This window comes from Streptomyces sp. NPDC002130, assembly GCF_040296465.1.
Taxonomy (GTDB): domain Bacteria; phylum Actinomycetota; class Actinomycetes; order Streptomycetales; family Streptomycetaceae; genus Streptomyces.
Genome location: NZ_JBEOXI010000107.1, coordinates 1 through 26237, shown reverse-complemented (window position 1 = coordinate 26237; position 26237 = coordinate 1). Strand labels below are relative to the sequence as shown.

Genomic DNA, 26237 nt, shown 5'->3' with positions numbered 1-26237 from the left:
GACAAGAACGGCTACGGCGACATCGTCCTCGGCGTGCCGGACAAGGACAACGGCAAGGGCGCGGTCACGATCTGGCGCGGCACGTCGTCGGGCCCCCAAGTTCGCCTCCAATGTGAGGGGCGGCCGTATGCGGGCGCCGTCGAGTAGACGGCGGTTCCAAGCAGCGGCTCTATTCGTGCTGGGTCTGGTCCTGCTGATCGCGGGGGTTGCCCTCCCGCTCAAGCCGGGCGGTTTTCCGATCATCAGCCTGTTCGGTTTCTTGTTCATGTTCGGCGCAGGGGTGTTGCGTCGTCCAACCTACGTGTATCAGCGGGCGCCGATGATGTCCGAATCGACTCGCTGCACATCGAAACTGCCACGCCCGGTAATATGTACGCAAAGACAACCTCTCCGACTAGGTGAATTGTCTCGTTATTCCGATAGGTTCGATTTTGTTCGGACACCCCGCCGCCCGCTGACAACACGACGGAGTGCCTTTTGCTCGCTATCTTGCTTGCCCATGCCGTTGCCGCCCTCTTGGCTCCGCTTGTGGTGCGCAGGTTAGGGCGAAACGGCTTCTTCCCCCTCGCGATAGTCCCCCTCGCCGGCCTCGGCTGGGTCATCGACAAATGGGGCACCGTCGAGTCGCTGCCGCCTGGTCGCCCAGCCGGGGCACCAGCTGCGGGTCGTCGGCGAAGTCGCGCAGCACGCGCGCGTAGTCGGCCGGGTCGTGGCCGCGGACGAGGAAGCCGGTGTGCCCGTCGCGCACGGCGATCGGCAGGCCGCCGACCGACGCCGCGAGCACCGGGGTGCCGGCCGCCTGCGCCTCTATGGCGACCAGGCCGAAGGACTCGCTGTAGGAGGGCATGACCAGCACGGAGGCGGCGCGGAACCAGTCCGCCAGCTGCTCCTGGCCGACCGGCGGGCGGAACCGTACGACATCCGCGATGCCCAGGCGCGCGGCCAGCTTCTGCAGACCCTCGGGCTTGGCGAGGCCGCTGCCGGAGGGGCCGCCGACGACGGGGACGAGGATGCGCGAGCGCAGTTCGGGGCGCTCGTCGAGGAGGACGGCGACGGCGCGCAGCAGCACGTCGGGGGCCTTCAGCGGCTGGATGCGGCCGGCGAAGAGCGGGATCAGCGCGTCCTGGGGCAGGCCCAGGCGGGCCCGGGCCGCGGCGCGGCCGTCGGCGGGCGAGAAGCGGCTGAGGTTCACGCCGGGGTGGACCACGGCGACCTTGTCGATGTCGGCCGTGTAGTGCCGCACCAGTTCGTCGGCCTCTTCGGTGGTGTTGGCGATGAGGCGGTCGGCGGCGGCGACGATCTGGGTCTCGCCGATGACGCGGGCGGCCGGTTCGGGGGTGTCGCCGTCGGCCAGGTTGGCGTTCTTGACCTTGGCCATGGTGTGCATGGCGTGCACCAGGGGGACGCCCCAGCGCTGGGCGGCGAGCCAGCCGACGTGGCCGGAGAGCCAGTAGTGGGAGTGGACCAGGTCGTAGTGGCCGGGGCGGTGGTGGGCCCAGGCCTGCATCACGCCGTGGGTGAAGGCGCACAGCTGGGCGGGGAGGTCCTCCTTGTTGAGGCCCTCGTAGGGACCGGCGTCGACGTGGCGGACGAGGACGCCGGGGGCCAGCTCGACGGTCGGCGGGAGGGCGGCGGCGGTCGCGCGCGTGAAGATCTCGACCTCGATGCCCTGCGCGGCGAGGCGCTGGGCGAGCTCGACGATGTAGACGTTCATGCCGCCGGCGTCGCCGGTGCCCGGCTGGTGGAGCGGCGAGGTGTGCACGGAGAGCATGGCGACGCGGCGGGGCCTGCGGTGCAGCCGCAGACGGGTCGGCGACGACGCGGAGCGCCGGCCGAGCCTGCCGATGTACTGGCTCACGTGGCGTTCCTCCTCGCTCCGGGCATGCCTTCGCAGGGCGCACGGGGCCCTCCGACGGGGTCCAACACCGGAGCGAGGTGCTCCATTTCCCGATTCGGCAGTTTTACCGAATCATTACCGCTTGTCGCTCAACCGTTCGAGGGCGGGAGGGGTCGGATCCGCCGCTCACAGTGCGCCGGAAAAGACCGGGCACCGAACTCCCGGGATCCCTACGCTCACGGGCATGACAGGCACACGGCACCGCTCCGCCCCGCCCCCTGAACCAGAGGAGCTTCTCCCCTGCCCGTGCTGCGGCCACCGCACCCTCGGCGAGCTGTGGGCCTACGAGATCTGCCCGGTCTGCTACTGGGAGGAGGACCCCTCCCAGCTCCGCCACCCCACGGCCGGCTTCGGCCCCAACCACGGGCTGAGCTTGATCGAGGCGCAGGTCAACTACCGGCGGATCGGTGCCGTGACCGAGGAGATGCGGCGCCACGTACGGCCGCCACGGGACGACGAGCCGCTGGACCCGGGCTTCCGGCCCGCCGACCCGGACCGTGACCCGTTCGAGCGGGGGCCGGCCGGCGAACCGATGCCCGGCGACCTCACCACGCTCTACTACTGGCGCCCCACCTACTGGCGGCGGCACCTCGCCCACTGACGGGGCCGGCGGCCGCTTAACCTCGTACGCATGACACCCCGCGCCACCCCCCGCCCCCTCGGAACGGTGACGCGCGGGACGACCAACCCCAACCGGCTGCGCCGCATGGACCGCTGGATCGCGGCCACGCACGGCGCCGAGCTGCGCCGCGCCGCCGACCCGGTGGCGGTCGACCTCGGGTACGGCGCCGCCCCCTGGACGGCCGTCGAACTGCTGCAGCGCCTGCGTACGGTCGCGCCACGCGCGCGCGTGGTCGGCGTCGAGATCGACCCGGCCCGGGTCGCGGCGGCGCTGCCCTACGAGCGGGCGGGGCTCGCCTTCCGGCACGGCGGCTTCGAGATCCCGATCCCGCAGCGGCCCCTGCTCGTCCGCGCGGCGAACGTGCTGCGGCAGTACGAGGAGGGCGAGGTCGCGGCCGTGTGGCGGCGGCTGTGCGCGCGGCTCGCACCGGCCGACCCGGCGACCGGGTCGCGCGGCGGGCTGCTGGTCGAGGGGACCTGCGACGAGATCGGACGCCGGCACGTGTGGGTCGCGCTCGGCCCGGAGGGACCGCGCACGGTCACCTTCGCGACCCGGCTGGGCTCCCTGGAGCGCCCCTCCGACCTGGCGGAGCGCCTGCCGAAGGCGCTCATCCACCGCAACGTCCCGGGCGAGCCGGTCCACGCCTTCCTGCGCGACTTCGACCGCGCCTGGGCGGCCGCCGCGCCCTACGCCTCCTACGGCGCCCGGCAGCGCTGGATCCGCGCGGTACGGGACCTGACCGCCGACTGGCCGGTGGCGGACGGACCGGTGCGATGGCGGCAGGGCGAAGTGACGGTGCCCTGGGGGGCTTTGGCCCCGGGCGGCTGATCGCCCCCGTCCCGGCAGGGCCCGTTGGAACGATCTCTTTGAGTCGTTCGTCACACAGGCGGGGAGATCGTCATGCCGGGGCATACCGCCGCCGGGGTGGTGGGAAGTACTGCCTCTGTCGCTTTCCGGGCCGACGTGGCAGCATCCCCACGCGAACCACAAGTTACTGATCGTTAATCAGTTTGGGGGCTGAGGTATGGGAACGGGCAAGCGTGGCCTGATGGCGACCGCGGTGGCCGTGGTCTGCGCGGTCACGGTGCTGGCGGCACCGGGCACGGCGTTCGCGAACCCCACCCCCTCACCCACCCCCAGCGCGGGCCCGGCACTCGCACCCGCCAAGGACCTCGAGGCCGTCCGCAAGAAGCTCGACACGCTCTACCGCGCCGCGGCCCGCGCCACCGACGAGTACAACGCCGCCGACGAGAAGGCGGACAAGCAGTCCGCCGAGGTCGTCGAGCTGGCCAAGAAGATCGTCAAGGGCCAGGAGAAACTCAGGAAGCTCAAGGACCGCGCGGGCGCCGCGGCCGCCGCCCAGTACCGCGGCGGCGGACTGCCGCCCGAGGCCCATCTGGTGCTGAGCGACGACCCGCAGGACTTCCTCGACGGCGCGGGCCGGGTCCGCGAGGGCCATCACGCGACCAAGGGCCTGCTGGGCGAACTGACCCGCACGCAGGAGGACTTGGAGCAGTACGCCAAGGACGCCTCCGCGCAGCTGAAGAAGCTTCAAGCAGGCCGCAAGGCCAAGGCCGCCGCGCAGAAGAAGATCGAGAAGCAGATCGCGCAGGCGGAGAAGCTCGAGTCCGAGCTGCAGAAGGAGGAGCAGGAGCGCCTCGCCGAGCTGGAGAAGGAGGCCGCGAACAGGGCGCAGACCGCCTGGCTCGGCTCCGGCATCCTCGAAGAGATCAACGGCAAGGCCTCCGAGCAGGGCAAAAAGGCCGTGAAGTACGCCACGGCCCAGATCGGCAAGCCGTACCAGTGGGGCGCCGAGGGCCCAGAGACCTACGACTGCTCGGGCCTGACGTCACAGGCCTGGATCTCCGCCGGGCGCGGCATCCCGCGCACCTCGCAGGAGCAGTGGAAGCGGCTGCGGCACATCGACATCCAGGACATGCGCCCCGGCGACCTCATCATCTACTTCGACGACGCCAGCCATGTCGCCATGTACATCGGCGACGGGGCGATCGTGCACGCGCCGCGCCCCGGGCGGACCGTGACGATCGCGGGCGCCGGAACCATGCCCATCCTCGGGGTGGTGCGGCCGGACGCCGGCTGAACGCGGGCGGCGGCCGGACAACGACCCGGGGGGCAGCTGGGGGATGTCCTGAGGGCGGCACACCGAACAGCCGGGCGCCGCACACCGGATATCGGACACCCGCGGTGACCTGGCCCACGTGACCCACCGCACGGCTCACCCCGAGCAAACCGTGCGCTGACGTGACGTTCGTCATCCCCGCAGCATCTCCGAGGTGTCCAACTGCGGGGCATATCGCGGCATATGACACAGGCCGGTGGCACAGCGGCGTGGCTCACACCATTCCAATGCGGCGCCGACACCCGCTATGGTCCGGCTCGGTGGGTCGAGGTCCCTCGCCCCACCGTGCCCTCGGGGGGAGGGAAGGAAACCAAGACGATGCCCGTACCCATACCGCGGCAGAGAGCGATCCCGGCCGTGGAGAGTGGTCAGGCGCAGGCCGCGTCCCCGCGCGGCGGCTCGGCCGAGGAGTCCGTGAAGGACGCCTCGCCCGCCGGCCGCACGCCGGACACCGCCGGGAACACCACGGACAAGGTGGAGAACAACACCGCCCACACCAACCTGACGCTGCTGCTGATCGAGGACGATCCGGCCGGTTCGCCGATCGTGCCGGACATGCTCGACCAGGCAGGCAAGCCGATCCGCGTCCGCACGGCCCGCAACCTGACGGAGGCCGGCCGGCTGCTGACCGACGACGTCCACTGCATCCTGCTGGACCTGGCGCTGCCCGCGCCGGGCCACAGCGACTCCGCGGACGAGCTCGCCGTGCTCAGGCACGTGCTGGAGCTCGCGCCCCGGCACGCCGTCCTGGCGCTGACCGCGTCCGGTGACGCCGAGCGCGGCGCCGAGGCGGTGCGGGTGGGCGCCCAGGACTACCTCTTCCGCGACGAGCTGGACGGCAGGCTGCTGAGCCGGGCGATCCGCTACGCGGTGGAGCGCAAGCGTTCCGAGTCCGCGGAGCGCCGGCTCGCCGAGGGCCGGCTGCGCGCGCAGGAGAACCGCCGCCTGGAGCGCGGTCTGCTGCCGACGCCGCTGCTGGAGGGCTCCTCGCTGCGGTTCGCCGCCCGCTACCGCCCGGGCCGCTCGCGCGCGCTGCTCGGCGGCGACTTCTACGACGTCGTGCGCACGCCGGACGGCACGGTGCACGCCATGATCGGCGACGTCTGCGGGCACGGCCCGGACGAGGCCGCGCTCGGTGTGGAGCTGCGGATCGCGTGGCGGGCGCTGACGCTGGCGGGCCTGTGCGGCGACCAGCTGCTGGGCACGCTGCAGCAGGTGCTGGAGCACGAGCGGGCCGACGACGAGATCTTCGCGACCCTGTGCACGGTGGACATCGCGCCGGACGGCCGCCGCGCCGGGCTGTGCCTGGCGGGTCACCCGTCGCCGCTGCTGGCCCGCCCGGGCAAGCCGGCCCGCCTTCTGCCGTACGACAACAACGGACCGGCCCTCGGCCTGCTCCCCGGCGCCCGCTGGCCGCGGATGCAGGTGGAGCTGGGGGCCGAGTGGAGCCTGATGCTCTACACCGACGGCCTGATCGAGGGCCACATCGGCCAGGGCCGGGAGCGGCTCGGCCAGGACGGCATGACGGAGATGATCCGCCGCCAGTTCGCCGAGGGCCTGCGGGGCGAGCGGCTGCTGCGGGCGGCGGTGAACGAGGTGCGCGACCTCAACGGCGGCGAGCTGACGGACGACGTGGCGGTGCTGCTGCTGGACCGGGTGCCGTAGACAAGCCGGGGGCCGGGGTCTTACCGGCCGCCGTTCCACGGGCCGTAGGGGCCGTCGCTGCTGGAGCCCCGCCGGCTGCGGCCGCCGCCCGGGAGGGCCCGAATCGCGGGCCGTACGTCGACCATGTACACGATCGTCGCGATGAGGCCGATGATCGGCAGGAACGACAGGATCGGGAAGAGCAGGTTCACCACGAAGGCGATCCCGAGGATGATCAGCCAGAAGGGCTTGGTCTTCTTGTCGGCCGCGCGGTAGGCGTCCTCCCTGCGCACAGCCGCGTCGAGCAACGCGAAGCCGCTGAAAACGATCAGGGCCATGCTCAGAAGCCACATAAACCCTGCGAAGCCCTGCATCAGCACAACGTCCACCACCTGACTCGGCTCGTCCTACGCGGTCACCGTACCCGTACAACGGGCCGGGCACCCCCCAGGGTGCCCGGCCCGTTGTGGCCGCTCCGCCGTACTACTTCGCGGGCGGGGTGGTCTTCTTGGCGGTGGTGGTCTTGCGGGGGGCCGGGGTCTTCTTGACGGCCGGGGCCTTCTTCGCCTGGGCGGCGGCGGCCGGCTTCGCCGGCTCCTCCCTGACCTCGACCGGCTGCGGCTTCGGCTTCGGCTCGACGGCCACGGCCAGCTCCTCGACGCCCTCGGCGACGTCCTCGATGCTGTCGGCGGCCTCGCCGCGCCAGGTCCGGACGGCCTGCTCGCCGTGCTCGGCGACCTTCTCGTAGGTCTCACGGGCCTTGACGGCGTACTCGGCGGCCACGCCGACGCCGCGCAGCGCGAAGTCCTGGGCGCTCTCGCCGAACTTCTTCAGGTCCGAGTCGATCGTGCTGCCGAGCTTCTTGATGTCGACGTCGATGGAGCCGATGAACTCCGTGACCTTGGTCTGCAGGGTCTCCTGCGTCTCCTTGACGCGGGCGGACGCCTCCTTGGCCCGGGCGGACGCCTTCTCCTGGACGGCCTTGGGGTCGGTGTTGCGTACGGCGTCGATCCGCGCGGGGGCCTCGGAGCGCAGCTGCTCCACCAGGGCCGGCACCTTCTTGGCCTGCTGAAGGGCGAGGTCGGCGGTCCCTGCGGCGAAGTAGAGCGGGGTCGGGTTGCTGAAGGTCTTGCGCAGGTCGTCGGTGATGGCCATGGTGATGGTCCTCCCGGATTCTGTGTCGCTTGAGGGTTCGGCTGAGGGTTGTGTGATCCGCGGCGGGCGGCCCATGCCCTGGTCCGGCTCAGCCGGCCGTCTGCTGCGGATCGGTGTCGCTGCCGCCGGTGCTCTTGCGGGTGCGGCGGGTGGCGGTCGTACCGCCGTCGTTCGTGCTGTCGCTCGGTGCGGTGCTCTTGCGGCTGCGGCGCCGGGCGGACTGACCGCCGTCGGCCGGGCCGGCCGGGGGTATCCCGGTGCCGGGAGCGTCCCCGTCGACGCTCACCGCACCGTCAGCGGTGACGACACCGACGACGCCGGCACCGCCCGCCCCGTCCGCGCCGTCGCCGGCCCCGAACCCGTTCTCCTTGCGGAAGGACTCGTAGATCTGCAGGAGCACCTGCTTCTGCCGCTCGTGCAGCGTCGGGTCGGCGAGGATGACGGCACGCGTCTCCACATCGTCCCGATCACGCTCGGCGTCGAGGATGCCGGCCCGGACGTACAGCGTCTCGGCGGAGATCCGCAGCGCCTTGGCGACCTGCTGCAGCACCTCCGCGCTCGGCTTGCGCAGGCCGCGCTCGATCTGACTGAGGTACGGATTGGACACCCCGGCGGCGTCGGCGAGCTGCCGCAACGACAGCTGCGCAGTGCGCCGCTGTTCGCGCAGATAGTCACCGAGATTGCCGACGTTGAGCGATGCCATGCCTCCACAGTGCAGCACCCCGCTAACTATTGCAAGCACCCGCTTGCAAAAGTGCGCCACAGCACTCGGCTGTCGCCTCCGGCACGTCGCTCAGGCCAGGAACGAGTGCAGGTCGGCCACCGCGAGGGTCTGTTCGGCTTCGTAGGCCTCGAAGGTGCTCACGCACCGGAAGCCGAGGCGGGCGGCCAGGTCGAGGGAGCGGGTGTTGGCCGTCTGGGTCACGATCAGGACCGGCTGGTCGGGCAGTTCGGAGGCGGCGGCACGCAACGCGGCGATGGCTGCTTCGAAGGCCAGTCCCGTGCCCCAGGCGGCGCGGCGCAGGACGTAGGTCAGTTCCAGCTCCCCGCCCTCCTCGGTGACGTGTCCGGGGAGGTCGAGAGGGCGTCGGTGGATCAGGAGTACCCCGACGAGGTCGTCGGTCGTCCGGTCGGCGACGACGAACGTGCCGGGCTTGTCGGTGACGTGCGCGACGCCCATCGCGTCGAAGTACTGCTCGACCGCACCGCGCGGTCTCGGGCCGCCGAGGTGTAACCGGACCTGGGGATCGGTCTGCAGCTCGATGAGCCCGGCGCGGTCGGCGTCGAGTGCCTTGCGCAGCCGGAGCCGGGGCGTGGCGATCTCCGTGGCGCACAGTGTGGGTGAGGTGGCCACCGGGGCCTGGGAGTTCGGTGTGTTCGATGTGTTCAATGTGTTCTGTGTGCTCGGTGTGCTCGGCGAGGTCATGGAGCCCATCCTGACCGAGCCGCCGCCCATCGGCCCGGGACTCGTTCCCGGGGCGGGCCGACCGCCTCATTCAGGCTCGGCGAGACCCCCGACGAGGCAGAAGGGATGCCCGGCCAGGTCGGTGAGCACCCGCCATCTGCCCGCATTCGGCTGATGTTCCGGCTTGCCGGCGCCCAGCTTCAGCAGCTGTGTCTCCGTCTCGTCCAGATCCGCGACCCGGAAACAGCAGTGCAGCTGCTGGGGAACGGCAGGGTCGGGCCAGCTGGGAGGCCGGTGGGCGTCGACTCGCTGGAAGGCGAGGGAGAGGCCGTTGGCACCCTCCAGCGCGGCGAAGTCGGCGTTCGACTCCGCATGCGGTTCGAGCCCGGTGGCCTGTTGGTAGAACGCCGCCAGGGCGAGCGGATCGGGGCAGTCCAGGGTTATCGCGACCAACCTCATACGGCGAGCACTTCCTGACAGTCCGACCAGGCACGCCGGCTCAGCAGCGAGCGGACGCGGGTGAAGAGGCTGAGGAGTTCCGGTCCCCACTGGTCACGGAAGGCGGGGTCGAGGCGAGCGAGGTCGATCTCGTTGGCTGCGGACAACTCGGCGAAGTCCCGCCGGGCCTGCGGCTCCGGGGTGTGGCTCAGGCCGGTGAACCGGTCATGAAAAGGTCCGTCGGCATCCGCGAGCGTCGGATAGGTGGCCCTGCGATCGCACGAGGCGTACAGATACACCACAGCCTCGGCCTCAACGCCGACTGCCGCTGCGAGTTCGCCACGGCGGTCCAGGGGCAGCAAGGCGCTCGGAAAGCCGTCGGTGCCGTAGAAGGCGTGACACAGACCCGCCAGTTGAAGGGCCGGGCGAGCGCCCCATGCGGCGAGTTGCCACTGGACCCGCGTGAGATGGGCGAGGAGGGTGCCGCCCGGATGGGCGATGTCCGCCGCACCGAGCCCGCTCAGGAGCGCGACGGCCGGTCCGGACTCGGCGAGGGAAGCAGTCACAGGGTGGAGTCCTTCCAGCAGGGGGCGGGGGCGGCAACCATCAAATCGGTGGACGGGCCGGGCCGGCCATCGGTTTGATCCACGTCATGACGACTTCGAGGCAAGCCCTGGTCCGGGCCGCCGCCCTGAACAACGCCGAGTGGTGTGCGGCGATGTGCCGGACGCACGGAGTGCAGGGCGAGTTCGGGGCCGACGCCTGGGCCGCCCCGGTGCGGACGCCGCTCTATTACCCCGACGCCGTGACGCTGGGGCCGGACGCCGACCCCGACGCGCTCACCGCCCGGATCGAGACGGCCTCGCCCGGCGCCTCGGTCAAGGACAGCTTCGCCGACCTCGACCTGGCGGAGGCCGGGTTCCGGGTGCTCTTCGAGGCGCAGTGGATCCACCGGCCCGCCGGGTCGGCGACGGCGTCACCGGATCTCGAATGGGACGTGGCGGGCGATCCGGACACGCTGCGTGCCTGGGCCCTGGCCTGGGACGACGGGGCGGGGCATGCGGACCTGTTCCGGCCCGGACTTCTCGCCGAACCGGAGACCTTCGTGCTCCTGGGGCGGTCCGCCGACGACACCGAGGGCACAGTGGTCGCCGGAGCGGTCGTGAGCCGCAGTGAGCAGGTGGTCGGGGTCTCCAACGTCTTCGGCCGGGACGGCGGTCCCGACGCTGCCTGGCCGCTCGTCCTGCACGCGCTCGCCCGCCTCTTCCCCACCCTGCCCGTCGTCGGCTACGAGCAGGGTGACGATCTGGCAGTCGCACTCCGGCACGGCTTCGAGCCGGTGGGGCCGTTGCGGGTGTGGATGCACTCCGGTCAGCACGGACCGCGTGACTGACCGCAGGTCACTGCCAGAAGACCTCCTCGACGACGATCTGAGGATCCTCGACGCGTCGGATGAAGGTATAGGTCATCCAGCCGTGCCCGTTGTCGAAGAGGAGGAGCGGGGCCCCTTCGGCCTGCTGGACTCAAGCGGCCGGACCTGCATGCCGTCGGGAAGATCAGCGTCGGCCTCGATGCCTCGGAAGTAGGGGTCCTTTGCCGTGACCAGCTCGGCAGGGTGTCGCGGGCAGCCTGGGCCTTGAGCGTCCAGTCCATCTGCCACGGCGGACCCATGAATCCGTCGTCGGTCACTGGCCGGGCTCCAGCCGCCGCACCTGGTGTCGGATGTTGGATGCCTCTTCGAGGAGCGCCTTGGCCTCGGCGATGTCGGTGGCCTCCGCCGCACGGTGTTCGAGATCGGTCACGTGGGCGTCGAGCTTCGGGTCGCGGGCGATCGCGTACTGACCCCACCAGCGGGCCATGAACGCGGGCACCGTGCTGATGTCGTACGCGTCGGCGACAGCCCACTTCCAGTGTTCGTCGAAGTCGGCAAGGAGCTGGGGGGCGGTAGGCGACGGCACTGACACGCCTCGTACTCCGACGCCAGTACGCCCGTTTACTCCCGCCGTGAGACGCCCGCACCGCCCTTCCCCGGCACGGTGACAGCGTGAAGCCGAACCCGAAACTCAGTCGCCCCGCCCGCCGGGCCGTGCTGGTCGTGCACGTCACCGCCTCCGCGAGCTGGCTCGGGCTCTCGCTCGGGCTGCTCGCGCTCGGGACCACCGCGGCCTCCAGCGGGTCCGCCGTGACCGTGGAGACGTCCGTCCGGGCCATGCGGCTCTTCGCCGACTGGCTCCTGATCCCCGTCGCGCTGCTCACGCTCCTCAGCGGCCTGGTGCTGTCGCTGGGCACGGTGTGGGGGCTGGCCAGGTACCGGTGGGTGTACACGAAGTTCTGGCTGACCCTCGCCACGACCACCGCCACGGTGTTCGCCCTGCGCCCCGGGGTGAACTCCGCTGTCACCGCCGTCGCCGCGGGCGGGCCTCTGCCGGACGCCGGTGACGTGCTGTTCGGGCCGGTCGTGTCGCTGTCCGCCTACGTGTTCATGACGGCGATCTCCGTCATGAAGCCCTGGGGGAGGACCCGGCGAGGCAAAAGGACGAGCGGATTTGCCTAAAGGCTTTAGGCAGGGGCACACTTTCTTCAGGTAGAAGGGAGAGTGCTTATGGCACGCGTGGGACTGACGCCGGAGCGGCTGACCGAGGCAGGCGCGGAGCTCGCCGACGAGGTCGGCTTCGACCAGGTCACCGTCTCGGCGCTCGCGCGGCGGTTCGACGTCAAGGTCGCGAGCCTGTACTCGCACGTGCGCAACTCCCAGGACCTGAAGACCAGGATCGCCCTGCTCGCCCTCACCGAACTCGCCGACCGCGCCGCCGACGCCCTGGCCGGGCGGGCCGGCAAGGACGCCCTGGCCGCCCTCGCGAACGTGTACCGCGACTACGCCCGGGCACACCCCGGCCGCTACGCCGCGGCCCAGCTGCGACTCGCCCCGCAGACGGCGGCCGCGAGCGCCGGCGTCCGGCACGCACAGATGACCCGGGCACTGCTGCGCGGCTACGACCTGACGGAACCGGACCAGACCCACGCGGTCCGGCTGCTCGGCAGCGTCTTCCACGGCTACGTCAGCCTGGAGCTCGGCGGCGGTTTCAGCCACAGCGCCCCGGACACCGAGGAGACCTGGGCCCGGATCCTCGACGCCCTCGACACGCTGCTGCGGAACTGGCCCGCGGCCCCCACCGACCCCCGAGGCTGACACCCATGCACACCGAGCACGACTGGATCACCACGCCCCTCACGGCGGACCTGCTGCGCGGCGCCCTCGACGTGGAGCGCACCGAGCACGGCCTGCTCCCCCACCGCCTGCCCGCCCGGGCCCGCGCGCAGAACACCAACGCGCAGCTGGCGATGGCCGAGGCCCAGCCCTCCGGCGTACGACTGGTGTTCCGTACCGCCGCGACCGCCGTCGAGCTGGACACGCTGCGCACCAAGCGCGACTACACCGGCTTCCCGTCGCGCCCGGACGGGCTGTACGACCTGCTCGTCGACGGCCGCCCGGCCGGTCAGGCCGCCGGGACCGACGGCAACGTCCTGACCGTCGACCTGGCCACCTGGCAGGGCGAGCTCACGTCCGGCCCGGTCGGCACGGTCCGCTTCACGGGCCTGCCCGCGCGGGACAAGGACATCGAGATCTGGCTGCCGCACAACGAGACCACCGAGCTGGTCGCCCTGCGCACGAACGCCCCCGTAGCGCCCGCCCCGGACCGGGGACGCCGGGTGTGGCTGCACCACGGCAGCTCGATCAGCCACGGCTCCGACGCCGCGAGCCCCACGGCCATCTGGCCGACGATCGCCGCGCTGCGGGGCGGTGTGGAGCTGGTCAACCTCGGCTTCGGCGGCAGCGCGATGCTCGACCCGTTCACCGCGCGCGCCATGCGGGACACCCCGGCCGACCTGATCAGCGTCAAGATGGGCATCAACATCGTCAACGCGGACGCGATGCGGCTGCGCGCCTTCGGTCCCGCCGTGCACGGCTTCCTCGACACGATCCGCGACGGGCACCCGGACACCCCGCTGCTGCTCGTCTCCCCCATCCACTGCGCCATCCACGAGGACACACCCGGCCCCACCGCACCGGATCGCGACGAGATCGGCAAGGGCCGCCTGGTCTTCTCCGCCATGGGCGACCCGGCGGAGACTCCCCTGGGCAAACTCACCCTCACCGTCATCCGCGAGGAACTGTCCCGCATCGTCGAACAGCGCGCCGCCGACGACCCGAACCTCCACTACCTGGACGGCCTCGACCTCTACGGCGCGAAGGACGCGAGCGTCGTGCCCCTCCCCGACCACGTCCACCCCGACGCGGCCACCCACCGCCACATCGGCGACCGCTTCCACGAACTGGCCTTCGGAGACGGCGGACCCTTCGCCGCGGCGTAGCGGCCGACCGGCCGAGGCCGGCCGGTCAGTCCTGGAAGCCCTGGTCCGCCAGGATCCCGTCGATGCGCGCGCGGTGGGCCGACTCCCAGTCGTCCAGGGACTCCGCGGCCTCCTTGGCCGGCTTGGCCCGGGCCGCGGCCAGGACCTCCTCGCGGCGAGCCCCGGGGACGACCACGACGCCCTCCTCGTCGGCGACGACCGTGTCGCCCGCCTCGACCATGACCCCGCCGCAGCGCACCCGCTCGTTCAGCGGCCGTGCGGCCGACTTGGTGCCGGGGATGGGGATGACCCCGCGTGCGAACACCGGGAAGCGCAGGTCCCGGACCTCGGCGAGGTCGCGGATCAGCCCGTCGGCGACGAACGCGGTGACGCCCCGGCGCTGGGCGACGGCGCACACGTTGCCGCCGGCCAGGGCGTAGTCCAGGTCGCCCGACTCCACGACGACGACGGAACCGGGCCCGGCCCGGTGGATCGCGGCGTGCAGCATCAGGTTGTCGCCGGGAGGGCACCGTACGGTGAAGGCCGGTCCGGCCACCCGCGGCACCGGCGCCCACAGCGGCCGGATCCCGATGTCCATGACCTGCTCGCGGCCGAGCAGATCGGCCAGGGTGGTCGTGGGTATGTCCGTGAACGCGTCGACGTCAGCCATGACACGGACCCTAACCACCGTGCCCTGCCGCGCACTGGAACGGCAGTGGCCTCCCCCGCACCACCTCCAGCCGTGACACCGCCCGGGTCAGCACCACGTACAGCCGGTGCAGCCCCCGTTCCTCCGCCTCGGCGATCGCCGCCGGCTCGACCGCCACGACCTGGTCGTACTCCAGGCCCTTGACCACGCTCGCCGGCACCAGCGCGACCCGCGCGCCGAGTTCGTCCGGGCCCGCCGCCTCGATGCCGGCCGCGTCCAGTGCCGCCCGCACCCGGGGAACGTCCGCGTCCGCCGCGACGACCCCGACCGAGCCCTCCCGCCCCAGCGCGTCCCGTACGGCCGCCACGACCGCCCCGGCCACGCCGTCCGCCGTCGTCTCCCGCATCCGCAACTCCCCGTCCCCGCGCAGCGAACGGGCGGCCGGCACATCCACCTCCAGCCGCTCCAGCAGCCGGTTGGCCAGCCCGACGACCGCCCGCGGCACCCGGAACCCGGTGGTCAGGGCGACCACGGCCGCGTCCGGTTTCCCCAGGTGAGTGAGGACCGTACGCCACGACCGCGCCGCCCACGGCGTCGTCCCCTGCGCCAGATCGCCCAGCACCGTCAGCGAACCGAAGCGGGCCCGGCGTGCGATGGCCCGGCACTCCATCGGGGACAGGTCCTGCGCCTCGTCGACGACGACATGCCCGTACCCCTCGGGATGCCCGATCAGCCCGGCCACCTCGTCGAGCAGCACCAGATCGGCCGCCGACCAGCGCGCCGACTTCCAGGACCGGGGCGGCCGCTCCCACAACAGCGCCCGCTGCTCGCCGGCGTCGAGGAGCCCCTCGGCGGCCGCCGCCAACACGTTCTCGTCGCCGAGCAGTTCGGCCACGACCTCCTCGGGGCGCACCCGCGGCCACACGGCATCGACGTACGCCGACACCGGCCGCGCCCGCTCGATCCGCCGCACCCAGGCGGCTGTGGGCGGCCCGGCCCGTCGCTCGGCCTGCTCGCGCAGACACCGCACGATCCGCGCCCGCACCCGCTCCCGCCCGACCCCGTAGGGCGGTTCCTCCTCCCGCACCTGGGCCACGATCTCCGTGAGCACCCCCACCGGGACCCGCCACCGGTAGGACCCGTCCGGCACGGCGAGTGACACCCCGCCGCCGTCGGCGCGCACCCGCGCGTACAGCGCCCGCCGCAGCACCTCGGCCATCCGGGCGTCGTGCTTCACGACCGCGGCCGGCTCCTCGTCCACGCCCCGGACCGGGCACCGGGCGATCTCCTCCCCCAGGGTCGACTGCCGCACACCGGTCTCCCCGAGGGCCGGCAGCACCTCGGCGATGTACGACAGGAAGGTGCGGTTCGGTCCGAGGATCAGCAGACCGCCGCGCCGGATGCGCTGCGGGTGCGTGTAGAGCAGATACGCGGCCCGGTGCAGACCGACGGCGGTCTTGCCGGTGCCCGGCGCGCCCTGTACACACACCGACACCGCCAGGTCCGCCCGTACGAGGTCGTCCTGCTCGGGCTGGATCGTCGCGGCGATGTCCCGCATGGGCCCGACCCGGGGCCGTTCGATCTCCCGGGTGACGATCTCGCTGTCGCGTGTCTCCCCCTGCCCCAGGTGCTCGTCCTCCAGGCCGGTGAGGTCCGCGGAGTCACCCCGGCTGCCGGGCGCCCAGCCGAACCGCCGCCGCACGGCGACGCCCTGCGGGTCGCGGGCCGAGGCCTGGTAGAAGGCGCGCGAGACGGGCGCACGCCAGTCGACGACGAGGGGCGGTTCGGCCGGGTGCTCGGAGATCCGCAGCCGCCCGATGTGCAACGGCCCGTCCCCGCTCTCCAGGGCTCCGAAGAACAACGGCCCCTCGGGCAGTTCCCGCAGCGCCTTGGCCCGGCTGCGCAGCCGGTATCCGAGGACTTCGGCATCGGCCCCGGACGCGGACACGTCCTCCCCGACGACGACCTGTTCACCGGCGCCCTCGACCATCGCGGCGAGGGCGGCCCGGCAGCGCTCGTGATGGGCGCGTTCCGTGTCGAGGACGTGCTGGAGGGCGGGCTGGGTCGAGGTCATTCCACCGAGCGTACGCGAAAACCCGTGACCGAGTTAAATAAATTACCGAGTCTCACCCGAGAGGTGTGGCGGAAGCCCGGCCGCGAGCCGCCCGAACGCTCGCTCCGCGGCCGCCACCGCGTCCGGCCGCACGTCCGCCACCCGCTCCCCCGCCGCGATCCGCCGCCAGTTCTCCAGGGCGAGCACCCGAAGTACGGCCATGATCTGCCCGGCCGCCAGCCGCGCGTCCAGATCGCCCCCGAGCACCTCGGCGAGCGCGGCCTCCGACCGCTCCTGGTGCGCGTGCGCCCGGGCGACCAGCGAGGGCGTCCCGTACAGCAGGGTGTGAAAGGCCAGCACGTCCGGATGGTCGTTGAGCCCGGTCACCGGATCCCCCCGCTCCAGCCCGTCCACGAAGTGCCGCCGCAACGCCTCCACGGGCGCGGTCCCGGCCTCCGCGACCACCCGGGCGGCCTCGCCCTCGTGGTCGGCGATCCGGTACAGCACCAGATCCTCCTTGGCCGGGAAGTACCGGAACAGCGTCGGCTTGGAGATCTCGGCCGCCGCCGCCACCTCCGCCACGGACACCGCGTCGAACCCCTTCTCCAGGAAGAGCCGCACGGCGATGTCGGACACGGTCTCGTACATCCGCTGCTTCTTGCGCTCACGCAGGCCGGGGGTGCTCATACGGGGGAGCCTACGCAGCAGCGGGATCAGGCAAGGGCGCGGGCGAGGTACGGGTTGGCCGTCGAGCGCACCGGCAGGCCGAGCGAGCCCGTGGCGACGGCCAGCGTCACCGCGTAGGAGTCCACCGCCCGCCGGACGTTGGGGGCGTCCAGGCTCGCGCCCGTCACGATGCGGTCCAGATCGACGTAGGCGGAGCGCACGATCTCCAGCCGGCGGTACACCCGCCAGTCCTTGCGCCAGTCGCGGGTGTACTCGGCGGGCAGCCGGCGTTCCCAGCGGCGGAACATGCGGTCCCTGATCTCCGGCCGGGTGGGCGTGAGGTGCATGTGCCGCACCAGGTCGTAAAGGGGGTCGCCGACGACGGCCATCTCCCAGTCGATGATCGTCAGCGCCAGCTTGTCGTCGCGGCGCACGAGGTTCCAGGGGTTCAGGTCACCGTGCAGGAGCGCGGGCTCCCGGTGGCTCACCTCGTGCCGGGAGAGCATCAGCTGCAACCGGTCCGCGTCGGGCAGCCCGAGATGCCGGGCCAGCTGCTGCGACTCCTTCGGCAGGTCCCGCACCAGGGAGATCAGCTGGTCCCGCAGCCAGCGGTGGAACGCGCCCTCGCCGGCCGTCGGGTCGACCTCCTTGTACCTGACACGCGTCAGGGCGCACAGCTGGTCCACCAGGCCGTCCGCCTCGTGCGGCAGCAGACCGTGGACGGGGTGCTGCGGGGGCCGGTCGACGTCCCGCGGCCCGACGTAGGTGTGCAGGGCGATGGTGTCGCTCTGGTAGGTCTCGCCCAGGGCGAGCACCCGCGGTGCCGCCACCCCGACGGACGACTCCTCGATCGCGCGCAGCACGGCGTGCTCGCTGAGGAAGCCACGCTCCCGCCGGCACACCTCGGGCAGCTTCCGCCGTACGACCACGGGAGAGTCGAAGCCGGGCACCGACACCACGGTGTTCAGGTGGGCGGTGCCCTTGAACACCCTGCACGCGGGCGCGGCCCCCTCCGCCAGCAGGGCCTCCCGGACCGCGGCGGGCGGGAAGTCGGGGCGCTCCGGCATCCGCCGGTCGGGCCGCCACTCGAACGCCTTCGCGATCCACGCCCGCCCGTCGATGTCCCCGTTCATCCGCGACACCAGCCACCGGAAGAGGGCCCGCCGGATCTCGCCCTCTCCGGGCACGCCGACGAGCCGCAGCGGTTCCGCCGCCGCCTCGAGGGCCCGGCGCACCTCCGCGGTCGCCTCGTCCAGGCTGGTCTGCGTGAACGATTCCTCCAGGGACCGGGCGGCCCTCATCACGTCCGGGAAGACGGACTGCGCCCGCTCGAACGCCAGATAATGCCGCAGATCCCGGGCCAGGCCGTTGACCGCGGCCGGACGGACCCGCTGCATCGCCTCGGCCCAGGCGTCGACCACCTCGGCCCACTGGTGCGCCGGGTACCGCATGCGCACGAGGTGGGTCGCGAGGTCGTGCAGCGGGTCGCCGTAGGTCGCGAGCTCCCAGTCGACGCAGATGAGGGGCGGGTCGCCCGCGTACGACACGATCACGTTGTCGCGGTGCAGATCGGCATGGAGCAGGCTGTACGGCCGCCGGGCCATCGCGGGCACCCGCCCGGCCAGCCCGGTGAGCGCGTCCTCGGGAATGCCCAGCGCCGCGAACAACCCGCCGAACGCCTCCCGGTTGGGGCGTCTGATCTGCTGGTCCGCCAAGTGGGCCAAGGTCCGCAGGAAGCCCTGGCTGTCCGTGTCGTTGCGGGGCCAGACGACCGGCAGAGCAGGCAGCGCGCCACGCCGCACCTGCGCCGTCCGGGCGAGCAGACCGGCCAGTTCCCTGACGATCAGGGTGTCGACGGGCTTGCCGTTGCCGCAGACGCCGGACAGCGGCACGCCCTCCACAAAGCTGTGGATCACGAAGTCGTCCCGTTTGACCAGACACCGCGGCGCGTGCGGCATGACACCCCGGACGGCGGCGAGGACCTCGGCCTCGTCCTGCCACGTCCGGATGACCACGGGCAGCGCGTCCGGACGCCGGATCCGGACCGTCACGGACGTCCCCGCCTCACCACCGACCATCCGGGCCATGCCCTCCGTCAGCGGAAGGACGTAGTTCCGGTTGTGGTGGCCGCCGCTCTCCTGCCCCAGCTCGGCGGCGAGTTCGACGAAGGCCCGGTAGGTGGCGTCATGTGCGGCGCGCTCCCCGAGATGAGGACGGGGACGAGGAGGTGCGCCCACTGGCCGCTCCGGAAGTACGAGAAGGGAGGACGGTATGGCAAACCGTAGGTTCGCGGCCGACGCCGCGCACGGCGGAGTGAGCCATTACGGGTGTTTGCCACCCATCAGCATGAGACTGCGTGAACTCGTTCGAGGACGGCCGGTTGGCCTCGTCCCATACGAGCGGGGGCGAGCGTTTGACTCAATCCTTGCGCGGTGCCGGAATGCTACACCCCGCCACCAGGCGTCTCCTCCCGCCTCCTGAGCACATTTCAGTCACCCGCGCAGCAGCTCCAACAGCGGCGCCAGGGACACGAGGACCGTGTCGGCCCCGGCGTCCCTGAGGATCTTGGCCTTGCGTTCGTTACGCGCGTAACCCAGGAACGGCACCCCCGCCCGGCCCGCCGCCTCGTGGTCGGAGGGCGTGTCGCCGATCATCAGCGCCTCCCCCGGCGCCGCCCCCATCGCGCTCAGCGCCCGGTTCAGGCAGTGCGGATCCGGCTTGAGGTGACGCAGCTCCTGGGTGCGCCCGTAGATGTGCGGTGCGAAGCAGCCGGCGAGGCCGCGGCCCGCGAGGTACGTGCGGACCACCCGTGGGGAGTTGTTCGTGGTGATCGCCAGGCGGGAGCCCACCGCCGTCCAGGTGCGGATCAGCGGGTCCGCGTAAGCGGTCGGCCAGGCCGAGGACGCGGCCCGCAGCTCCTCGTGGGTGAGACGTTCCTCCAGCTCGGCGACCAGGTCGCTGCCGGGGTGCCGGCGGTCCACGGCGCGCAGGACCACCTGCGGGTCGAGGGACTGGCGCTCGGGGTCCGTGAGCAGGCCGTGCAGACCGCGGCCCTCGAGCCAGGACACCAGGTCGCTCGACACCCGCTCCGCGGAGTGCCCGGCGAACAGGCGGCAGACGGGCCCGTCGAAGTCCCACAGCACGACACGGGCACGTCCGATCAGATGGCGGAGTCGGTTCGGATCGTTCTCGGTCTCGAAAGGCACCGCACCGGTCTGCGTCGTATCAGAAGTCACTAGGAGAGTGTCAGGTCCGTCGTGATGGTTTCCCAGAGGGCGTTGAACCACTTCTGGGATTCCTTCACGAACGCCGCGTCCCGCCGGCCCGTCCGCTGCACGAAGGAGAAGAGCAGGGACTGGGAGCCGAGGACGTCGTACATGTCCAGGGTCTGGCTTCCCCATTCCTCCTCGCGCCGGGTCAGCATGTAGTAGCCGATCAGGGCCTCCTCCTCGTTGAGGAGGTACAGCTTCACCGGTGGGGTGAAGGGCAGCGCCCGGAACGTGACGCGCACGTCGATGCCGTGCGTCGAGCGCAGCGCCCGCAGGTTGTGCTGGAGGACCTGCCCCTGGGCGTTGCGCATGGCCAGCCAGCGCTGGTGGACCGGGTTGTCGTCGCCGTGGGCCTCGACCGGTACGGGGAACGCCAGCTCGATGTCCCGGGACGGGACCAGGATGCGGACGTCGATCGACTCGGGGTGGATGCGGCCCTCGTGGATCAGGCGCAGCGGCTCGCCGATGGCGACCATCAGCGTCTCCGCCGTGTGGCAGACCACGTCGACGCGGACGCGCCGGGCCGAGAACGCCTCGGTCAGCCGCGGGGCCAGGCCCACCATGGTCGGCTGGGGTTCACCACGGGCGGGCTCCGGGGCGGCGATCCGTGGCGGGCTGCCCTTGCTCACGTCGGTGAGGAGACCGTCCTCCTGGAGGACCCGCAACGCCTGACGGACCGCGCCGCGCTCGACGCCGAACTGCTCCGCGAGTTCGGCCTGGGTGGGCAGGCGGTCTCCCGGCTTGAGTTCGCCGGCTCGGATGCGTTCCCGCAGGCTGTCGGCGATCTCCTGGGGCGATGACCTTCTGCTGCCGTTCACTGCCACGTTCTCCGCCACGCTCTCCTGAGTCACGACCAAACGCTACAACTCTGATCCATCTGGCGGGAGTTGCTTGGAAGTTGTTTATAACTAGGGGCCAAGTGGGGACAACTTAATCAGAGTTGGTTGCCAACTTCTCGGAGTTGGCGGAAGTTTTGCTTCCGGACTTCCGAAGGGGGAACACCGATGCCCGCCCTCGCTCTCCTCTCCGCCGCCTTCGTCGTCGCCTTCGAACAGCTCGTCCAGTGGAAGTACGGTCCGGCCGGCATCGTCGGCCTGATCCTTCTCACCGTCGGCGTCAAGGCCAAGAGCCCGGCCGTCAGCTCCGCGGGAGCCGTCGTGCTCGCGCTGCTGATGACGGGGCCCGCCCGATGAGTCACCGCACCGCACCGGAACGACCCGTGGGGGACGTCAGCTCGTGAGCACCAGCTCCGAACTGATCGTCTCCCACAGTGCGTTGAACCACAGGTGCGACTGCTCCACGAACGTCGTGTCGCGCAGCCCGGCGCCCTGCCGGAAGGCGAACAGCATGGACTGGGTGCCCTGGGCGTCGTACAGCGCCGGCTGCTCGTGATCGGTCTCGGCCTCCCGGCGCGTCAGCGTGTAGTACGCGAACAGCGCCTCCGTGCCGTTCAGCAGGTACAGCTTCACCGGCGGGGTGAAGGGCAGCGCCCGGAACGTGACGCGCACGTCGATGCCGTGGGTGGCGCGCAGGGCCAGCAGGTTGTGCTGGAGGACCTGCCCCTGGGCGTTGCGCATCGCCAGCCACCGCTCGTGCACCCAGTCGTCGTCGCGCCCCTCGACCGGCACCGGGAAGGCCAGGTCGATGTCCCGGCTCGGCAGCAGCACCCGGACGTCGACCTTGGCCGGTTTCAGCCGTCCGGCGTGGATCTGCCGCAGCGGTTCACCGATGGCGAGCGTGAGGGAGATGGACGTCAGGCACACGGCGTCGATCTCGACGTGCTCCGCCGCGAACGCCTCCGCTATCCGTGGGGCCAGAGCCACCGTCGTGGGCAGCGGCGGCGCTTGCGGGCCGGTCAGCGCACCGACGGGGTCGGGCGCGACGGTCGCCGGACTGCCCTTGGACACGTTGGTGAGCAACCGCTCGGACTGCAGGATCCGCAGGGCCTGCCGCACGGCACCGCGCTCGACGCCGAACTCGTGAGCCAGCTGGGCCTGGGTGGGCATGCGCTCACCCGGGCGCAGCGCCCCCGACCTGATCCGGGCACGCAGCTCGTCGGCCACCTGGTGATGTGTTCTCTGTGGCCGCCCTGACCTCTTCCGTCCGTTGACGGAGTCATGTTCCGGGTCCACAACCGAACAGTACAACTTCCCGCCATCTTTAGGCAGTTCAGGGAAAGGTGGTTATGAGCCGCTTCCAAGCGGAGATAAGAACAATGAAGTTGGTAACCAACTTGGGGAACATGGTCAGACCTTCAGGGGGTTGGCCACCCGCCCAGGGACTCCCTTCCGGAGGGGAGCCGGGAGTCCCGCCCGGCACGGCCGCACGACAACCACAACTGAACAGCTCGCTACGGATGCGGGTCCCCAGCACACCGGCAGGAGGGAGCGGCTCAGAACATGTCCGGGCACCAAGGCCGCCTGGACGTACGCAGCAGGGCGTCGGCCTTCAAGGCGGCGCCCACTCGTCCTTCGTGCACCCGCCCCAGCGCCGTCAGCCGCACCGCCGACTCGTCCCCGAGCCACAGCGCCGCCAACTCGCCGATCCCGAGTTCCAGTTCGGCGCTCTCGGTGGTCGGCGTGCAGGACGCCCCCTCGGGCGAGGCCTCCAGCCGGTAGCGCCCGCCGGTCAGCCCGTCCACGCCGGCGACCTCCAGCACCAGGGCCCCCTGGCCCGCGTACGTCCGCGCCTCGAGCGCCCGCTCGACGTCCAGGATCCGCACCCACAGCCAGTCCGCGAGCGAGGTGATCCGGGCCGCCCTCGGGTCGGGCAGGAGGTGCGGAAGCAGGTCGTCGGGCGCCCGCCAGCCGCTCTTCACCTTCACGACCCAGTCGACGGAGCAGACGTACTCCCACAGCGCGCGTTCCGCGGCCGGTGTCGTGCCGAGCAGCCACCGCACGGTCGCCGTGTTCATCGGCGACTTGCCGTCGTCCCAGTTGTCGTCCACCTCGTAGGCGGCCATGCCCTCGACCTCGCCGGACGCCGAGCGGTACACGGCGTAGAAGGGCTGCTTCCACGACGGGTCCCAGCGCAGGGCGCCGGTGTTCAGCTTCCACCACGTCTCGTCGCGGTCGATGGCGCCGGGCAGGCCACGGCGCAGCCGCTCATGCAGTTCGGGGCCGAGCTTGCGGACGTCCTCGCCCTCCACCAGATCGATCCGGCCGCCGTCCACCGGGCCCGCCCAACGGGCGTCGAGACCCGCGCGCGGCACGTCGACCGTCCACTCCGCCATCCAGGTCGCCGGCCCGAAGCCGTAGCGGCCGTAGATCGGGTACTCGGCGGCGATCAGCGTCGCGACGACGTCCCCGGGGTCCTTCGCGGCCGCCAGGTCCTTCGCCATCATCCGGCTGAGCAGTCCGCGGCGGCGGTGGGTGGCGGTGACGGTGACGCCCGAGATCGCGTCGGCCGGGACCGCGGCCCCGCCGACGGCCGTGAGCTCCTGGTCGAAGGAGCGGAAGGTCGCCACGCACCTGCCGTGGTCGAAGGCCCCGAGGTAACGGCCCTCGACGAACCGCCCGCGCCGGCCCTCGACCTCCTCCTCGGAGAGAGCGGACGCCCGCAGGAAGCCGGTGTTCACGGCACGCAGCCAGTCGGCGAACTCGCCCTCGGTGATCGGGCGTATGTCGATGTCGTCGGCACGGGACATGGGGGTCATGACCTCACGCTAGGGACAGGACCGGTCGGTGTCGCGTGAATATCCGACCGGCCCTCCCCCTGGCCCAGGAGCTCTGCCCAGGAGCTCTGCCCCGGAGTTCGGCCCCGGAGTTCGGCCCCCGAGCGGCTCAGACCAGCAGGTCCTCGACCTGCGCCTCCCCCTCGCGGTAGCGGCGTGCGATCTCCGCGCTGCACTCGTCGGCCGTGCGCTGGAGCCGCCGGCGGCGCCGGGAGACCTGCTGCTCGTGCCGCTCGAGCCGGCCCATCGCCGTGTTCAGCTCCAGGTCCGTGCGCGCGTCCAGGTCGGACAGCTCGACCTCGGCGAGCATCTCCGCGGCCAGCCGCCGGTACTCCTCGCCCTGCGGGGTGCCCAGGGTGACGTGGCGGGCCGAGGAGCGGTGCCGGGCCGGGGCGTCCCGCAGGATCTCCGCCAGCCGCTCCACCACCGAGGTCTGCTCGCCCACGGCGACGGAGGCAGCGCCCGCCGGGGCACGCCGGGTCACCTCGGCGCGCAGGATGTCGATGCGCCCCTGGAGCAGCCGCCGCAGATAGCTGAGGTCGGCCTCGTCGCGCTGGGCGTCGCGGCGCAGCGTGCGCAGCTCGGGCAGGCTCAGCGCGGGCAGCTCCGGCTCGGAGGTGCCCGAGGGCAGCCGCGGGCTGTCCGTGCGCTGTGTGGGCGGCCGGTGGTACTCCGACGCGCCGATCCCCGTGTATGTCGACCGGAAAGCCGCCTGCTGCTGTCCGGTGCTTGATGTGCTCATGTGCCTCAACCGTCCCCTCGACCGGTGTGTGCAAGCATCGTGCCACCCCAAGTGGCCGCTATGGGAACGAGTGCCCCCGATAGACCCCAGATGGGCGGTATAGCAGCAAAATACGTCCGTGCAGGGGCTGTTGGCGCCCGCGCAAACCACCCTTTCGGGCCATGCGCCGACCGGCCGAGGCGCGGATGTCACCGCCCTGCATGATGGACGTATGCGAGCAGTGGTGCAGAGGGTGGACGGGGCGAGCGTCGTCGTGGACGGCGAGACCGTGGGGGCGATCGAGGGCGAGGGGCTGTGCGTCCTCGTCGGCGTCACGCATGAGGACACCAAGGAGAAGGCGGCCCAGCTGGCCCGCAAGCTCTGGTCGATCCGCATGCTGCACGACGAGAAGTCGTGCAGCGACATCGACGCACCGCTCCTGGTGATCAGCCAGTTCACCCTCTACGGCGACGCCCGCAAGGGCCGCCGCCCCACCTGGAACGCCGCCGCTCCCGGCGACGTGGCCGAACCGCTGGTCGACGAGGTCGTCGCCCAATTGCGCTCCCTGGGCGCGACGGTGGCCACGGGCCGTTTTGGAGCGGCGATGCGCGTATCACTGACGAACGACGGCCCGTTCACCGTGCAGATCGAAATCTGACCCGAAAGATCTACAAGATCTACGGCTCGACGACGACTTCCTGCGCCGCGGCGGTGTCCCCGGCCACCAGCGGGGCGTCCACCGCCACGTTCCGCTTGACCAGGGCGAGGGCGACCGGCCCGAGCTCGTGGTGGCGCGCGGAGGTCGTGATGAAGCCGATCTTCCGGCCGTCGGGGCCCTCGTCCGCGAGCCGGAGCTCCGTCCCGGCCACCGGCAGGTGGACCTCGCTGCCGTCGAGGTGGAGGAAGACCAGGCGGCGCGGCGGCTTGCCCAGGTTCTGCACCCGGGCGACCGTCTCCTGCCCCCGGTAGCAGCCCTTCTGCAGATGCACCGCCGAGCCGATCCAGCCCAGCTCGTGCGGGATGGTGCGGTGGTCGGTCTCGAAACCGAGCCGGGGCCGGTGCTGCTCCACGCGCAGCGCCTCGTAGGCGAGGATCCCGGCGGGCGGCCCGGCCTGCGCCGCGTAGGCCTCCAGGGCGGCGCGCGGCAGGAACAGGTCCCGGCCGTGCGGCGTCTCCCGTACGACGGCGTCCTCGGGGACCTCGGCGATGGAGCCGGCCGGGAGGTGCACCACGGCGATGTCGGCCGTGCGGTCGGCGACCTCGACCCTGTAGAAGAACTTCATCGACTCCAGGTAGGCGATCAGCGCCTCCTGGGTGCCCGGCTCCACATGGGCCCAGACCGTCCCGCCGTCGTCGACGAGGTACAGCGCGTGCTCGATGTGGCCGTTCGCGGAGAGGATCAGCGCCTCGGTCGCCCGGCCCACCGGCAGGTCGCTGACGTGCTGGGTGAGCAGCAGGTGCAGCCAGGCGAGCCGGTCGTCGCCGAACGCGCCAAGGACGAGTTCGGCTACAAGACGGCCGACATCGAGCCCACCGAGGGCGAGACGAACGC

At 71.8% G+C, this 26237-nt stretch carries 28 protein-coding genes and 1 pseudogene; 11 read left to right on the top strand and 18 right to left on the bottom strand.

Translation table 11 applies throughout. The features are described from left to right. Positions 1-127: 127 nt before the first annotated feature. Positions 128-544 carry a DUF3040 domain-containing protein gene (locus tag ABT116_RS21185; RefSeq protein WP_351636146.1) on the top strand — a complete coding sequence of 139 codons (417 nt, stop codon included), beginning with the start codon at positions 128-130 and terminating at the stop codon, positions 542-544. 84 nt (positions 545-628) lie between these two features. Here the strand turns inward: ABT116_RS21185 and mshA are convergent. Next, positions 629-1858, bottom strand: a pseudogene (gene mshA, locus ABT116_RS21180) (D-inositol-3-phosphate glycosyltransferase); the annotation flags it as partial. Positions 1859-2081: 223 nt separating this feature from the next. On the opposite strand from mshA, the gene ABT116_RS21175 reads away from it, so the two are divergent. The 4 genes from ABT116_RS21175 (at position 2082) to ABT116_RS21160 (ending at position 6324) form a co-directional block, all read left to right on the top strand. Beyond that, positions 2082-2498, top strand: coding sequence for a CPCC family cysteine-rich protein (locus ABT116_RS21175; RefSeq protein ID WP_351636143.1), 417 nt, complete (start codon positions 2082-2084; stop codon positions 2496-2498). Between the two features lie 30 nt (positions 2499-2528). Beyond that, the gene (locus ABT116_RS21170; protein WP_351636140.1) at positions 2529-3347 is read left to right on the top strand and encodes a class I SAM-dependent methyltransferase; all 819 of its coding nucleotides are present in this window, start codon (positions 2529-2531) and stop codon (positions 3345-3347) included. A 196-nt stretch (positions 3348-3543) separates the two neighbouring features. Continuing rightward, the gene (locus tag ABT116_RS21165) at positions 3544-4620 is read left to right on the top strand and encodes a C40 family peptidase (protein WP_351636137.1); all 1077 of its coding nucleotides are present in this window, start codon (positions 3544-3546) and stop codon (positions 4618-4620) included. Positions 4621-4977: 357 nt separating this feature from the next. Next, the gene (locus ABT116_RS21160; protein ID WP_351636134.1) at positions 4978-6324 is read left to right on the top strand and encodes a PP2C family protein-serine/threonine phosphatase; all 1347 of its coding nucleotides are present in this window, start codon (positions 4978-4980) and stop codon (positions 6322-6324) included. A gap of 20 nt (positions 6325-6344) precedes the next feature. Here the strand turns inward: ABT116_RS21160 and ABT116_RS21155 are convergent, their stop codons facing one another. The 6 genes from ABT116_RS21155 to ABT116_RS21130 form a co-directional block, all read right to left on the bottom strand. Continuing rightward, a complete protein-coding gene (locus ABT116_RS21155; RefSeq protein ID WP_351636152.1) occupies positions 6345-6677 on the bottom strand; it encodes a DUF2516 family protein in 333 nt (110 codons plus the stop codon). A 109-nt stretch (positions 6678-6786) separates the two neighbouring features. Continuing rightward, positions 6787-7458, bottom strand: a complete 672-nt coding sequence (locus ABT116_RS21150; RefSeq protein WP_351636131.1) for a hypothetical protein — start codon at positions 7456-7458, stop codon at positions 6787-6789. A gap of 88 nt (positions 7459-7546) precedes the next feature. Then, positions 7547-8161 carry a helix-turn-helix domain-containing protein gene (locus ABT116_RS21145; protein WP_351636128.1) on the bottom strand — a complete coding sequence of 205 codons (615 nt, stop codon included), beginning with the start codon at positions 8159-8161 and terminating at the stop codon, positions 7547-7549. Between the two features lie 90 nt (positions 8162-8251). Next, positions 8252-8848 (bottom strand): GNAT family N-acetyltransferase, encoded by a 597-nt coding sequence (locus ABT116_RS21140; protein WP_351636125.1) that lies wholly within the window; start codon positions 8846-8848, stop codon positions 8252-8254. Positions 8849-8950: 102 nt separating this feature from the next. Next, a complete protein-coding gene (locus ABT116_RS21135; RefSeq protein WP_351636121.1) occupies positions 8951-9322 on the bottom strand; it encodes a VOC family protein in 372 nt (123 codons plus the stop codon). Continuing rightward, positions 9319-9867 (bottom strand): DUF6817 domain-containing protein, encoded by a 549-nt coding sequence (locus ABT116_RS21130; RefSeq protein ID WP_351636119.1) that lies wholly within the window; start codon positions 9865-9867, stop codon positions 9319-9321. Before ABT116_RS21130 ends, ABT116_RS21135 begins: the two co-directional genes overlap by 4 nt. A gap of 86 nt (positions 9868-9953) precedes the next feature. Here ABT116_RS21130 and ABT116_RS21125 point away from each other — a divergent pair, with 86 nt between their 5' ends. Then, positions 9954-10694, top strand: coding sequence for a hypothetical protein (locus ABT116_RS21125; RefSeq protein WP_351636116.1), 741 nt, complete (start codon positions 9954-9956; stop codon positions 10692-10694). 292 nt (positions 10695-10986) lie between these two features. Here the strand turns inward: ABT116_RS21125 and ABT116_RS21120 are convergent, their stop codons facing one another. Then, positions 10987-11259 (bottom strand): hypothetical protein, encoded by a 273-nt coding sequence (locus tag ABT116_RS21120; protein WP_351636113.1) that lies wholly within the window; start codon positions 11257-11259, stop codon positions 10987-10989. An 86-nt stretch (positions 11260-11345) separates the two neighbouring features. Between ABT116_RS21120 and ABT116_RS21115 the strand changes: the two genes are divergently transcribed. From ABT116_RS21115 to ABT116_RS21105, 3 genes are read left to right on the top strand one after another with little or no spacing between them, the layout of a single operon-like run. After that, a complete protein-coding gene (locus tag ABT116_RS21115; RefSeq protein ID WP_351636110.1) occupies positions 11346-11855 on the top strand; it encodes a DUF2269 domain-containing protein in 510 nt (169 codons plus the stop codon). 48 nt (positions 11856-11903) lie between these two features. Further along, entirely contained in the window at positions 11904-12491 is a 588-nt protein-coding gene (locus tag ABT116_RS21110; RefSeq protein ID WP_351636107.1) for a TetR/AcrR family transcriptional regulator, read from the top strand. A 5-nt stretch (positions 12492-12496) separates the two neighbouring features. Beyond that, on the top strand, positions 12497-13675 hold the full coding sequence (locus ABT116_RS21105; protein WP_351636104.1) for an SGNH/GDSL hydrolase family protein: 1179 nt from the start codon (positions 12497-12499) through the stop codon (positions 13673-13675). A gap of 25 nt (positions 13676-13700) precedes the next feature. On the opposite strand, the gene ABT116_RS21100 is transcribed toward ABT116_RS21105, so the two are convergent. From ABT116_RS21100 to ABT116_RS21075, 6 genes are all read right to left on the bottom strand, one after another. Continuing rightward, positions 13701-14324 (bottom strand): RraA family protein, encoded by a 624-nt coding sequence (locus ABT116_RS21100; protein WP_351636101.1) that lies wholly within the window; start codon positions 14322-14324, stop codon positions 13701-13703. 10 nt (positions 14325-14334) lie between these two features. Further along, positions 14335-16377 (bottom strand): HelD family protein, encoded by a 2043-nt coding sequence (locus ABT116_RS21095; RefSeq protein ID WP_351636098.1) that lies wholly within the window; start codon positions 16375-16377, stop codon positions 14335-14337. A gap of 42 nt (positions 16378-16419) precedes the next feature. Next, on the bottom strand, positions 16420-17043 hold the full coding sequence (locus ABT116_RS21090) for a TetR family transcriptional regulator (RefSeq protein WP_351636095.1): 624 nt from the start codon (positions 17041-17043) through the stop codon (positions 16420-16422). A 26-nt stretch (positions 17044-17069) separates the two neighbouring features. Then, on the bottom strand, positions 17070-19259 hold the full coding sequence (locus ABT116_RS21085; protein WP_351636092.1) for a phosphotransferase family protein: 2190 nt from the start codon (positions 19257-19259) through the stop codon (positions 17070-17072). Between the two features lie 255 nt (positions 19260-19514). Continuing rightward, positions 19515-20258, bottom strand: coding sequence for an HAD family hydrolase (locus tag ABT116_RS21080; protein ID WP_351636089.1), 744 nt, complete (start codon positions 20256-20258; stop codon positions 19515-19517). After that, complete coding sequence (locus ABT116_RS21075) at positions 20258-21148, bottom strand: FadR/GntR family transcriptional regulator (protein WP_351636086.1); 891 nt, start codon at positions 21146-21148, stop codon at positions 20258-20260. The genes ABT116_RS21080 and ABT116_RS21075 overlap by 1 nt, the downstream gene beginning before the upstream one ends. A 147-nt stretch (positions 21149-21295) precedes the next feature. Here ABT116_RS21075 and ABT116_RS21070 point away from each other — a divergent pair, with 147 nt between their 5' ends. After that, complete coding sequence (locus ABT116_RS21070) at positions 21296-21484, top strand: hypothetical protein (RefSeq protein ID WP_031143363.1); 189 nt, start codon at positions 21296-21298, stop codon at positions 21482-21484. 36 nt (positions 21485-21520) lie between these two features. On the opposite strand, the gene ABT116_RS21065 is transcribed toward ABT116_RS21070, so the two are convergent. From ABT116_RS21065 to ABT116_RS21055, 3 genes are all read right to left on the bottom strand, one after another. Next, complete coding sequence (locus ABT116_RS21065) at positions 21521-22438, bottom strand: winged helix-turn-helix domain-containing protein (protein ID WP_351636077.1); 918 nt, start codon at positions 22436-22438, stop codon at positions 21521-21523. Positions 22439-22683: 245 nt separating this feature from the next. After that, on the bottom strand, positions 22684-23937 hold the full coding sequence (locus tag ABT116_RS21060) for a GNAT family N-acetyltransferase (protein WP_351636149.1): 1254 nt from the start codon (positions 23935-23937) through the stop codon (positions 22684-22686). Between the two features lie 136 nt (positions 23938-24073). Next, the gene (locus tag ABT116_RS21055) at positions 24074-24706 is read right to left on the bottom strand and encodes an RsiG family protein (protein WP_351636071.1); all 633 of its coding nucleotides are present in this window, start codon (positions 24704-24706) and stop codon (positions 24074-24076) included. A 211-nt stretch (positions 24707-24917) separates the two neighbouring features. On the opposite strand from ABT116_RS21055, the gene dtd reads away from it, so the two are divergent. Beyond that, the gene (gene dtd, locus ABT116_RS21050) at positions 24918-25343 is read left to right on the top strand and encodes a D-aminoacyl-tRNA deacylase (protein WP_030242984.1); all 426 of its coding nucleotides are present in this window, start codon (positions 24918-24920) and stop codon (positions 25341-25343) included. Positions 25344-25362: 19 nt separating this feature from the next. Here dtd and ygfZ read toward each other — a convergent pair. Further along, positions 25363-26237 (bottom strand): CAF17-like 4Fe-4S cluster assembly/insertion protein YgfZ (gene ygfZ / locus ABT116_RS21045; RefSeq protein WP_351636061.1); only part of this gene is annotated, 875 nt, incomplete at its 5' end.

Excerpts from the sequence above, each read along its gene's own strand:
- ABT116_RS21185 (WP_351636146.1), top strand. The coding sequence starts at position 128 with ATGCGGGCGCCGTCGAGTAGACGGCGGTTCCAAGCAGCGGCTCTATTC.
- ABT116_RS21175 (WP_351636143.1), top strand. The coding sequence starts at position 2,082 with ATGACAGGCACACGGCACCGCTCCGCCCCGCCCCCTGAACCAGAGGAG.
- ABT116_RS21170 (WP_351636140.1), top strand. The coding sequence starts at position 2,529 with ATGACACCCCGCGCCACCCCCCGCCCCCTCGGAACGGTGACGCGCGGG.
- ABT116_RS21165 (WP_351636137.1), top strand. The coding sequence starts at position 3,544 with ATGGGAACGGGCAAGCGTGGCCTGATGGCGACCGCGGTGGCCGTGGTC.
- ABT116_RS21160 (WP_351636134.1), top strand. The coding sequence starts at position 4,978 with ATGCCCGTACCCATACCGCGGCAGAGAGCGATCCCGGCCGTGGAGAGT.
- ABT116_RS21155 (WP_351636152.1), bottom strand. The coding sequence starts at position 6,677 with ATGCAGGGCTTCGCAGGGTTTATGTGGCTTCTGAGCATGGCCCTGATC.
- ABT116_RS21150 (WP_351636131.1), bottom strand. The coding sequence starts at position 7,458 with ATGGCCATCACCGACGACCTGCGCAAGACCTTCAGCAACCCGACCCCG.
- ABT116_RS21145 (WP_351636128.1), bottom strand. The coding sequence starts at position 8,161 with ATGGCATCGCTCAACGTCGGCAATCTCGGTGACTATCTGCGCGAACAG.
- ABT116_RS21135 (WP_351636121.1), bottom strand. The coding sequence starts at position 9,322 with ATGAGGTTGGTCGCGATAACCCTGGACTGCCCCGATCCGCTCGCCCTG.
- ABT116_RS21125 (WP_351636116.1), top strand. The coding sequence starts at position 9,954 with ATGACGACTTCGAGGCAAGCCCTGGTCCGGGCCGCCGCCCTGAACAAC.
- ABT116_RS21110 (WP_351636107.1), top strand. The coding sequence starts at position 11,904 with ATGGCACGCGTGGGACTGACGCCGGAGCGGCTGACCGAGGCAGGCGCG.
- ABT116_RS21105 (WP_351636104.1), top strand. The coding sequence starts at position 12,497 with ATGCACACCGAGCACGACTGGATCACCACGCCCCTCACGGCGGACCTG.
- ABT116_RS21100 (WP_351636101.1), bottom strand. The coding sequence starts at position 14,324 with ATGGCTGACGTCGACGCGTTCACGGACATACCCACGACCACCCTGGCC.
- ABT116_RS21095 (WP_351636098.1), bottom strand. The coding sequence starts at position 16,377 with ATGACCTCGACCCAGCCCGCCCTCCAGCACGTCCTCGACACGGAACGC.
- ABT116_RS21090 (WP_351636095.1), bottom strand. The coding sequence starts at position 17,043 with ATGAGCACCCCCGGCCTGCGTGAGCGCAAGAAGCAGCGGATGTACGAG.
- ABT116_RS21070 (WP_031143363.1), top strand. The coding sequence starts at position 21,296 with ATGCCCGCCCTCGCTCTCCTCTCCGCCGCCTTCGTCGTCGCCTTCGAA.
- ABT116_RS21060 (WP_351636149.1), bottom strand. The coding sequence starts at position 23,937 with ATGTCCCGTGCCGACGACATCGACATACGCCCGATCACCGAGGGCGAG.
- ABT116_RS21055 (WP_351636071.1), bottom strand. The coding sequence starts at position 24,706 with ATGAGCACATCAAGCACCGGACAGCAGCAGGCGGCTTTCCGGTCGACA.
- dtd (WP_030242984.1), top strand. The coding sequence starts at position 24,918 with ATGCGAGCAGTGGTGCAGAGGGTGGACGGGGCGAGCGTCGTCGTGGAC.